The following is a 10,023-nucleotide window of genomic DNA, read 5'->3' as shown; positions in this document are numbered from 1 at the left end:
ATATTTGCTCATCCCGAAGGATTTGCAAGGCAGTTATTACTCGTTGTTCAGTTTTCAAAGAGCAAACTTTTCTATCGTTTGTCTTGCTTGTTTTTCTTGTCGTCCGCGTGTTTCTCTCGGCCGGAATTAGAATATATCATGCCCCCCTCCAATTGGTCAAGCATTTATTTAAAAAAACTTTAAAAAGCATGTTTTCACTCGATTTTCGGTAAAATATAACCAATTACTTTCAAATAAACTTAACAAATTCCAACTTTATAAACACTTCGTAATTATAATAGAATAATAATATGATTATTCAGCCATTTATCCAATTTTAGAGCTAGTTCACAAGAGGGAGCAATAAAAATGACATTATCAGAAATCGAACGTATTCAAGCTCTGCTTCCACAATGGGTTGAATCAAGCCGTGAACAATGCAGCAGCGGCAAAGTTGCCTCCTATATACCCGAGCTGTCGAAATCACCGATTGGGGCATTAGGAATACACCTTATTGATTCAAACGGCCTTTCTATATCTGAAGGCGATACAGATCTCTCTTTTACGATGCAAAGTATTTCAAAAGTATTCACGCTCATTTTAGCGCTAATGGATAACGGAGAAGATGTCGTCTTTGACAAGGTTGGCATGGAGCCTACTGGAGACAACTTTAATTCTATGCTGAAGCTTGAGCTCGTACAGCCGGGCATTCCTTTTAATCCACTAATAAATGCTGGAGCCATTGCGATCTCTTCTTTAATTGCTGGCAAAGATCCTGCTGAAAAATCTGCACGAGTGTTAGACTTCCTTCGCCTTCTTTCTAATAATAGCTCACTTGACTACGATATGGACGTCTATCGTTCTGAAGCGGATACAGCGAACCTTAATCGTTCAATGGCATATTTCCTCAAAGATAACGGTGTTCTGCAAGGATCAGTCGAAGATGTCCTTGAAGTTTATTTCCGGCACTGCTCCATCAGCGTAACCTGTGCAGATTTGGCTCAAATGGCTTTAGTTCTGGCGCATAACGGCAAAAATCCTACAACCGGAGAACAGCTTATTCCTCGCCGCTTCGTTCAAATTGCCAAAACCTTTATGATAACTTGCGGCATGTACAATGCCTCTGGAGAGTTTGCGATTCATGTCGGGTTGCCAGCCAAGAGCGGCGTATCCGGCGGTATTTTAACGCTGGTGCCTGGCCGTTATGGTATCGGATTAGTTGGTCCATCGCTGAACCGAAAAGGAAACAGCATCGCTGGTGTTGCTCTTCTTGAGTCGTTATCGAGAGAGTTTGAATGGAGCTTGTTCTAATATACTGCCTTACTTGAAAACAAAAAGGATGACCGCTTGCGATAAACTCGCTGGGTCATCCTTTTTATACTGTTTGTATTACGACTGTGGATCAATTAGCTTCACATTTTTGTTCAATATGAAAAACTGCTCTGCCTTCTCACGGTGATCTTCCGTTATTTGGCCACTAAGAGACCTGTAAGCGATGAATACAGCTGTTGCATCATCAACAAAACCTGCTACAGGTATAAAATCCGGAATAAGATCAAGCGGCAAAATCCAATAAGCTAAAGCTCCAATAGCTGTGACCTTAGCAGATAGCGGCGTCTTGGGATCAGCCGAGCAATAATAAAGCGTGACTACTTCTTTAGCGAACGGCACCTTAGCTGCATGACGCTTCACTTTTGCCCAGAACCCTTCCTCTACATACTTCGTTTGCTTCTCATGGTCACCTAATTTGCTAATGTACTTTTCTATATCAACTTCCTCAGGCGGATTGATTTGTTTATGATCCAAGGTCCTTTGAAGCCCTTCTTCTGCATCTTTAAGATCAGCATCATCAATCAGTATCGTACCGCAAGAGGAGCATTCCACAACCATTTGCCTGTTCGCGTCGACATCATTTTGGTTTCCACATTTGGGGCACAGGGTAATAGTCATACATCCCACCTCCTTGATATAACTAATAATACTCTCCATCCCCTAAAATAGTTGCAATAAGGTTTGCGTATATCAGTAATAGTGTGCCATGCAGACGTTTAATCTGATTCACTCAGCATGCCATTATTAAGCTGCCCATTAACGAGCGAGCTGTAAAAGCCTTTTTGCATAAGGAGCTGTGAATGAGATCCTTTCTCCAAAATGGCACCGTCACGCAGCACTACAATCTGATCCGCTTGTTGAATGGTGTTCAGACGATGGGCTATGACAAAGCTCGTTCTCCCTTTCATAAGCCGTTGCAGCGCTTCCTGGATTTTTATTTCGGTCACCGTATCGATACTGCTTGTCGCTTCATCTAATACAAGGATTGAAGGATCTGCTAGAATCGCTCTGGCAATGGCAAGCAGCTGCTTCTGTCCTTGGCTAATTCCGCTGCCGTCTGATTTAAGTACGGTCCCATAGCCGTCCTTCAGACGAGAAATAAAGGAATGTGCGTTTGCGAGTTTTGCAGCCTGTTGGACTTCTAAATCCGTTGCATCCAGCTTGCCGTAACGGATATTTTCATAGATGGTCCCCTCGAACAGAAATGGGTCCTGCAGTACAAACGCCATATGCGAGCGCAAATTTTCACGTTTGAGCGTACGTGTATCGTGCCCATCAATCAAGATGCTACCCGAGCTCGGATCATAGAATCGGCACAAAAGCTGGATGAGTGTTGTTTTACCCGCTCCGGTTGGACCTACTAGAGCGATCGTCTCTCCTGGCGTAGCTTCAAAGCTTACCTCGCTTATCGTAGCTATCCTTCCTTCATAAGCAAATGTTACTTTATCAAAAACGACTTTTCCGCTTACTTCTGCAAGTTCGCGAGCTGCTCCCTCATCTTTTCGTTCCTCATCTTCGCTTAGCACATCAAATACACGTTCAGCACCAGCGACAGCAGATAATAGCGTATTCCACTGGTTAGCAAGGTCATTAAGCGGTCTTGTGAACTGCCTGGAATATTCCACAAATATAATAATTGTACCGACTGTTATTTGATCATTTAAAACAAATATCGCACCTATTCCTGCAATGATCGTGAAGCTTAAGTTGTTTAACGCGTTCATCAGCTTCGGAATGAAACCAGAAATCGTCTGCGCCCAGAAGCCAGAAACTCGAATACGCTCGTTGCGCTCCTTGAAGGCGGAGATGACTGTTTTTTCCTGAGAAAAGGCCTTCACTATGCGTTGTCCCGACAATGTTTCTTCTATATAACCATTTAAGTCGCCAAGATTGCGCTGCTGAGCTTTGAACAGTCGGCCGGTTTGTTTTGTGATCCATTTCATCCCCAGTACCATAAGCGGCACAACGAGGAAGGTTAATAGAGTCAAAAGCGGACTAAGGGACAACATAACACTTACGGTTCCAACAAGAAGAAGGATACTTGAAAACACTTGAATCACAGAGCTATTTAAAGATGAGCTTACGTTTTCTATGTCATTCGTAACGCGGCTCATTAGTTCTCCATGCTGACGCTTGCTGAAAAAAGGGATCGGCAGCCTGTGCAAATGATCAAACAATTCGACCCGCATGCGATAGACCGTTTTTTGCGAAATGGTTATCATCCAAATACTTTGGAGCCACATCGTGATCGAGTGCAGCGCATAAACGAGAGCCATCAATAGTAGAAAAACAATAATTCCGCTATCTCTATTCATCAAAAAGCGATCGATTGCGGTACCTGCCATATAGGGTCCCAGCAATGAGAACGCAGAGCTTAATATAACCATTACGATGACAGCTGCAAGTCTGCCCTTATAGACGATCAGGTAACTCCACATTTGCTTCAGCGTTTGGCTCATATTTTGCGCGCGTGGTTTACGTTTACCTTTGTCTGCTGCAGTGGATTCGACCGCTTCCCCAGATCTTTGGTACTGAAAAGGCTCCTTTAATTGTCTAAGCACGGGACACACCTTCCTTCCCGAACTGTGACTCGTATATTTTCTGATACAAACTGGATTCACGGATCAACTGCTCATGCTTGCCTTGTGCCAGCAATTGGCCTTCATCAAGTAGAAGAATTGAATCCGCAGCTACGGTTGAGCTTATTTTTTGCGTGATAAGGAATGTCGTGCAGCTCATATTTTTAAGTGCTTGCAGAAGAGCAGCCTCGGTTTGTACATCGAGTGCGCTTGTGCTGTCATCAAGCAGCAGCACAACTGGCTTTCTAACTAATGCCCTCGCAATCGTTAGACGCTGCTTCTGTCCACCTGAGAGATTTACTCCTTTTTGCCCCACTATCGTATCGTATTGTTCCGGCAGCTTCATAATCGTGTCATGGATTTGAGCTAGTTTGGCAGCCTCTATAATTTCTTCGATGCTGGCATTCTCCTTGCCCCAGCGAATATTATCCGCCACCGTGCCTGTAAACAGCATGATTTCTTGCGGAACATACCCAATTTGCTTGCGAAGCTGCTCAAGCTTCATTAAGCGATTGTCTTTGCCATCCACGCGAATCACGCCCGTCTGCACATCGTAAAGTCTAGGAATCAGTTGAATGAGCGATGTTTTGCCAGAACCGGTCGCACCCATAATGGCAATTGTCTCACCCGGTAATACCGAGAAGGATATATCTCGCAATACATGCAGATCAGAATCCGGATATTCAAAAGATACGTTCTCGAAGGAAACGTATCCCTCACGAAGCTTTACCGCTTCATCGCTGTCAACTGTATCTGTTAAGTCGATATCCGTTAGCACAACCTCTTCAATTCTTTGAGCTGATGCGCGCGCTCTCGAGAAGTTGACCACGATCATGGACATGATGGATAAAGCACCAATCGTCCTCATCGCATAGTTCAAAATGGCAACCACCTCACCAACGGTTGCTCCATTCCGATCGAGCTCGATTCTGCCAAACCACAACACGGCTATAACAATCGCATTCATAAATAACAGCACGATTGGCATCGTAACTTCCGTTAAACGAAGAGCGGATACGGTACGATCCATCAGCTGCTCGCTGGAAAATGCAAAACGCTTCGATTCATGCTTCATCCGAACGAATACACGCACGATTCTCATGCCGATTAAATTTTGCTGCATCACGCTATTCACTTGATCCAGCTGCTTCTGAACAGAACGAAAAAGCTTTTCTCCCTTTTTAAGCACCCAAAGCAGAAAAACACCAAGAAACGGAATGACCGCAGCAAGCCATATGGCCAGCTTAGGCTGAACGATAAAGGCCATTATGATACTTCCGATTACGAGCAATGGGGCGCGAAGCATAATACGCAGTCCCATGAACACTGTATTTTGCAGCTGTGAAACGTCATTCGTTAATCTAGTAATAAGCGATGATTCCGGAAAACGATTAAAATTGGCAAATGAGAACGATTGCACTTTTTCATAAAGCCGCTCTCTTAAATCAAATCCGAAGCTCTGACTTACGTGTGAAGCATAAAAAGAACTAAGTATTCCTACAATAAAAGCGATAACAGAGCAACCAATTAGAAAGCCGCCCCATTGCAGCACAACCGATAAATTATTTTTATCAATACCATCATCAATGATTTTTGAAATAATATACGGTTGAAGCAGCTCCACTACGAGCTCCACCAGCATAAGCAGCAGAGCAACGTAAGCAGCAAAACGATATTTTTTGAGAAAATTGAACATAGTCAGCATCTTTGTTCCTCCGAGTAATAATGGCTTAGATTAGCTATCCTACTCATTATATCTTTTTGAACAGAAAATGGTATGCACGATTATAAACTCGGGGCTATCTGAGGGAGGGGGTGCGCCTGCTTAAGGCAGTCAAGCTGCCTTAAACACTGCGCGCATCTTCATAGAACACTCGAAACATAATATCGTGATTATAGTTGCCAAAACCCTTGCCATATAAGGTTAACCCGCCTACGTTAACGGCATCTTCCTTCACGCCAATGCGGAATGTCCAGAAATTTCGCTCCAACCCAATTTCACCGATACTAGTTGATGACATATGCTGTCCATCAATTAGCGTCCCATCCTCTTGAATGCGTATCACCTTGAGCAGTCCGTATTGATTGACCCGATCTCCCCACCAAGCCGGTGAGAAACGTCCTCTTACATCTCCATAATCACCAGGGCTCGTCCACATGCCGATATCCATTCCATTAAGGAAGAAATTAATGTCAGATGGCCAGTTATCGTTTACGCCTGGCGCTTCTGAGCCAAGCTCCAGTGTAATTTCAAGTGCTACAGGCCGTTGTCCCGCTAGCAAATAATTCGGCACCTTGTATTCTACATAACCTTTGCCAAACCAAAGAATGCCTGCATTCATTCGCTCCGGCTCCAAGAAGAAACGCGGATCGTCAAATTGCCCAATCAGCTTCTCCGTTGTAGCAATGCCGCAAGTCGGAAACACTTCAAATTCTGTAAAATGCCCAACTGGCACGCTAACATCATGCACCTTCTTCACATCCAGCGCCTTAGAAGGCAGTTCAATCGTAATGCTACGTTCAGCAAGCGAGCAAATTTTATGTGTGCCGCCATGTTTACGAACCATCTTCGTTTCTACAATGCCAGCCTTCTCCAGCTTTCGAATATGCATCGTTACAATCGCGCTGCTTAGACCAATAGCTTCAGCAAGCTCCTTTACGTTCATCATATTTGTTGCAAGCAAATTAATAATGGAGAGCCTGACAGGACTAGCCAATGCCTCATATAAGGGCAGCCAAGCTTCATCCGTATTCGCATTTATCATCACGATCTCCTCCTCTCTCTATACTATAATAATAGAAGGGCATCCCAAAAGCCGCAATCGCAGCTTCCGGATCCCCTTGTTGATTCCATTATAGTTTAATACGAATAACGTTCCATGATGCTTTGCTAAGCGTCGCGGCAATTTTCCCGCCGTCTGCAAGCGCAGCATTACCTGCTGTGTGCGGTGTTACGCGATTTGGCGCGTCTGCCGTGTTCGTCATTTTCAAATCATCAGATTCAAGCACGATATGTTCAATTAGTTGGAAAGCACCGAAGCTGCGCAAATCGATTTCGAATGGAAGCGACTCTTCCGTGTTGCGGTTAACCGCAAAAATCGTTACTTCCTCTTTCTCTTCATTATGAACGGCTACCGTTTCCAAGTATGGCACGTCTGTAAAATCCTTTGTATCATGCTTCGGCGATTTCACTAGCGGTACCAGCACTGTGCCACGACCGAAAATGCTTGCGTGCATGTATGGATAATAAATCGTTTGCTTCCATGCAGGTCCGCCATTTTGCGTCATGATTGGTGCGATCACGTTAACCAGCTGTGCGATACAAGCCATCTTTACACGATCTGCACGTTTAAGCATACTGATCAGCATGCAGCCAACAACAAGTGCATCTTCATGATTATACACGTCCTCAAGCTGTGGCGGAGCAATTTGCCAAGGATCAAGCTTACGGTCTTGTGCATTTGAATGATACCACACATTCCACTCGTCAAAGGAAAGGTTGATTTGCTTCTTTCCACGTTTTTTTGCTTGCACATAATCACAGGTTGAAATGACTGTATTAATGTAGGAATCCATGCTCATAGACTGTGCTAGGAAGTTTTTCGTGTCGTTATGAGGGTTCCCATAATATTGATGAATCGACACATAATCAATCGTATCATAAGCAAGATCAAGTACGGTAGCTTCCCATTCAGGGAACGTCGGCATTCCGATGTGCGAGCTTCCACATGCAACTAGCTCAATGGTCGGATCAACCCATCGCATCGCTTTTCCTGCTTCGTTAGCAAGGCGACCATATTCTACAGAAGTTTTGTGTCCGATTTGCCAAGGTCCATCCATTTCATTGCCGAGACACCATGTCTTTACATTATGGGGATCTTTATAACCATGCTGGATGCGAAGATCGCTCCAATATGATCCTGACTTATGATTGGAGTATTCAATCAAGTTGCGTGCATCATCAATGCCGCGAGTACCAAGATTGACGGCCATCATAGCGTCTGTATTCACCTTTTTGCACCAGTCCATAAATTCATTAAAGCCGATCCAATTGGGCTCAACCGTTCGCCATGCAAGCTCAAGCCTCTTCGGACGCTGATCTACCGGACCAACACCATCCTCCCAGTTGTAACCGGATACAAAATTACCGCCAGGATAACGGACGATAGGCACATCAAGTCCCTTTACTAGCTCAAGAACATCGGAGCGAAAACCCTGCTCATCTGCTTGCGGATGATCCGCCTCATAAATGCCGCCATAAACCGCACGCCCAAGATGTTCTATGAATGATCCATATATACGTTTATCCACTTCCCCAACTTGAAAATCCTTATCCACTATCATTGTCGCTTTGTTTGTCATAATCATCCACCTCAATTAAATTAATAATTTCATTAATTAGTTAGTTAAGAGTTAATAGTGATTTATACTACTTATTTAACTACACGTTCGTAATTAATTCAAGTATTAATTTTATATATAATGAATTTATATTTATATTAATTCATAGGAATAGAGGACCAATTCTTTATTCGATACAAGGTAAAGGTTTACGAAGTCATAAATTTATAGTTCAATTTGCCTAGTTATTATCAATTGTTTCTTGAGTTAGTCCTCTTTTTAGACTACTATGGGACTATAAGGTAATTCCTTTGTTTCAACACTACGGCAGGAGTTGAGAGCATGAGCAGTACTATACGCTCACTAGAAGATGCAGCCGACCATATTATTGACACCTTGAAGCACTTTCTACAGGTTGACACTTTATTGATAGCTACAATTGATCATAATGGAAGCAGAATCATAAGAGCGCTCAACCGTCATGAAAATGAAGGAACCAATAGCTTACCGTTACATTTGCTGCAAAGTTATTGCAATCTTGTTTTAGAGCAGGATTGTTCCATTCTTAACATCACCAATACACTTGATGATCCGCGTACAGCCTCTTTACCTATTACCCAGCAACTTGGAGCACAAGCTTTGGTCGGAATCGCTGTAAGAACAGCTGACCAGACAGCAGTTGGTACCCTATGCGCCATAAATAAAGAACCGATTCATCTAGATGAAAGGCAGCTCGGATTTCTCCATTCGATGGCCGCTTTTTTCGGATATATATTGGATTTAGAAAACGCAAGTGTTACGGACAGCTTGACCGGTCTTTACAATCGACGTTATTTATCTCATTTGGATCATGCTGGCTCGGACAAGCAGTTTAGTGTGATGTTCATCGACATCGATGATTTTAAAGAGGTTAATGATTCGTTCGGTCATGACTTTGGTGATTTGCTGCTGCTTCAAATTTCTAAGAGACTGAAACAAGACGTCAGAAAAACCGACATCCTCGTTAGATACGGTGGAGACGAATTCGTTATTTGCTTTCAGCATTTGGTGGACAACCAAGATATCGATTTTGTAGCCAGTAAAATAAAAAAATCGATTGACGAGCCATTCACAATCAATGGTCATATCATTCATATTTCCGCTAGCATAGGCATTAGTTCAACGCACGGCACGGCTAGCACGCTAAAAGAATTGATAAGCAACGCTGACCTAGCGATGTACGACAATAAGCAAAATGAAAAAAAACTTTGAGATCGTCTGATTCCACTTTGAGTATTTACTCGAAAAGGCAGATGTCCAAGGTTTTTTCTTTTTTTGATCGCCACATACGCTGAGTCCATCCTGCACACTTCGTCATAACCTTGACCACCCGCTCATACACATGGTATGAATCGTATTTTCGCATGCGGAGGGATGACGGATGAGACAGGATGAAATTCGTGCACTGGAGCGATCCATTGATGAAATAACAGAAATAGCTACCGGCTTTGGTTTAGACTTTTATCAAATGCGCTATGAGATTTGCCCGGCAGAAATTATTTATACCTTTGGCGCGTACGGTATGCCGACAAGGTTTAGCCACTGGAGCTTTGGAAAAACGTTCAACAAAATGAAGCTCCAATACGACTTCGGCTTAAGCAAAATTTATGAGCTCGTCATTAACTCCAACCCCTGCTATGCGTTTCTTCTAGAGGGCAATTCTCTAATTCAAAATAAACTCATCGTCGCCCATGTGCTCGCTCACTGTGATTTTTTCAAAAACAACGCTCGCTTTGGTGTTCGCTTTGGTGTA

8 protein-coding genes are annotated in these 10,023 nt (G+C 43.4%); 3 read left to right on the top strand and 5 right to left on the bottom strand.

Features of this window, described 5'->3' with window-relative positions:
• Positions 1–348 precede the first annotated feature (348 nt).
• Positions 349–1,290, top strand: coding sequence for a glutaminase A (gene glsA / locus AC1DPK_RS33750; protein ID WP_076271731.1), 942 nt, complete (start codon positions 349–351; stop codon positions 1,288–1,290).
• Positions 1,291–1,368: 78 nt separating this feature from the next.
• Here glsA and AC1DPK_RS33745 read toward each other — a convergent pair whose 3' ends face one another.
• From AC1DPK_RS33745 to arfA, 5 genes are all read right to left on the bottom strand, one after another.
• Positions 1,369–1,929, bottom strand: coding sequence for a DUF1232 domain-containing protein (locus tag AC1DPK_RS33745; RefSeq protein ID WP_339204113.1), 561 nt, complete (start codon positions 1,927–1,929; stop codon positions 1,369–1,371).
• A 98-nt stretch (positions 1,930–2,027) separates the two neighbouring features.
• A complete protein-coding gene (locus tag AC1DPK_RS33740; RefSeq protein WP_441887181.1) occupies positions 2,028–3,872 on the bottom strand; it encodes an ABC transporter ATP-binding protein in 1,845 nt (614 codons plus the stop codon).
• Positions 3,865–5,595 (bottom strand): ABC transporter ATP-binding protein, encoded by a 1,731-nt coding sequence (locus AC1DPK_RS33735; protein ID WP_441887183.1) that lies wholly within the window; start codon positions 5,593–5,595, stop codon positions 3,865–3,867. The genes AC1DPK_RS33740 and AC1DPK_RS33735 overlap by 8 nt, the downstream gene beginning before the upstream one ends.
• Positions 5,596–5,734: 139 nt before the next feature.
• Positions 5,735–6,655, bottom strand: a complete 921-nt coding sequence (locus AC1DPK_RS33730) for an ArsR/SmtB family transcription factor (RefSeq protein ID WP_477512981.1) — start codon at positions 6,653–6,655, stop codon at positions 5,735–5,737.
• 88 nt (positions 6,656–6,743) lie between these two features.
• A complete protein-coding gene (arfA, locus tag AC1DPK_RS33725) occupies positions 6,744–8,252 on the bottom strand; it encodes an arabinosylfuranosidase ArfA (RefSeq protein ID WP_477512980.1) in 1,509 nt (502 codons plus the stop codon).
• Between the two features lie 321 nt (positions 8,253–8,573).
• Between arfA and AC1DPK_RS33720 the strand changes: the two genes are divergently transcribed.
• Together AC1DPK_RS33720 and AC1DPK_RS33715 are read left to right on the top strand one after the other, a co-directional pair.
• Positions 8,574–9,482 carry a sensor domain-containing diguanylate cyclase gene (locus AC1DPK_RS33720; RefSeq protein WP_441887188.1) on the top strand — a complete coding sequence of 303 codons (909 nt, stop codon included), beginning with the start codon at positions 8,574–8,576 and terminating at the stop codon, positions 9,480–9,482.
• 169 nt (positions 9,483–9,651) lie between these two features.
• Positions 9,652–10,023, top strand: a 372-nt coding sequence (locus AC1DPK_RS33715; RefSeq protein ID WP_477512979.1) for a SpoVR family protein, incomplete at its 3' end; no start/stop codon positions are given.

This window comes from Paenibacillus sp. 01T424 (assembly GCF_056398745.1).
The sequence above is the reverse complement of the archived record's forward strand: the minus strand, read 5'-3'. Positions and strand labels throughout refer to the sequence as shown.

Excerpts from the sequence above, each read along its gene's own strand:
- AC1DPK_RS33735 (WP_441887183.1), bottom strand. The coding sequence starts at position 5,595 with ATGCTGACTATGTTCAATTTTCTCAAAAAATATCGTTTTGCTGCTTAC.
- AC1DPK_RS33730 (WP_477512981.1), bottom strand. The coding sequence starts at position 6,655 with ATGATAAATGCGAATACGGATGAAGCTTGGCTGCCCTTATATGAGGCA.
- AC1DPK_RS33720 (WP_441887188.1), top strand. The coding sequence starts at position 8,574 with ATGAGCAGTACTATACGCTCACTAGAAGATGCAGCCGACCATATTATT.
- AC1DPK_RS33745 (WP_339204113.1), bottom strand. The coding sequence starts at position 1,929 with ATGACTATTACCCTGTGCCCCAAATGTGGAAACCAAAATGATGTCGAC.
- arfA (WP_477512980.1), bottom strand. The coding sequence starts at position 8,252 with ATGACAAACAAAGCGACAATGATAGTGGATAAGGATTTTCAAGTTGGG.
- glsA (WP_076271731.1), top strand. The coding sequence starts at position 349 with ATGACATTATCAGAAATCGAACGTATTCAAGCTCTGCTTCCACAATGG.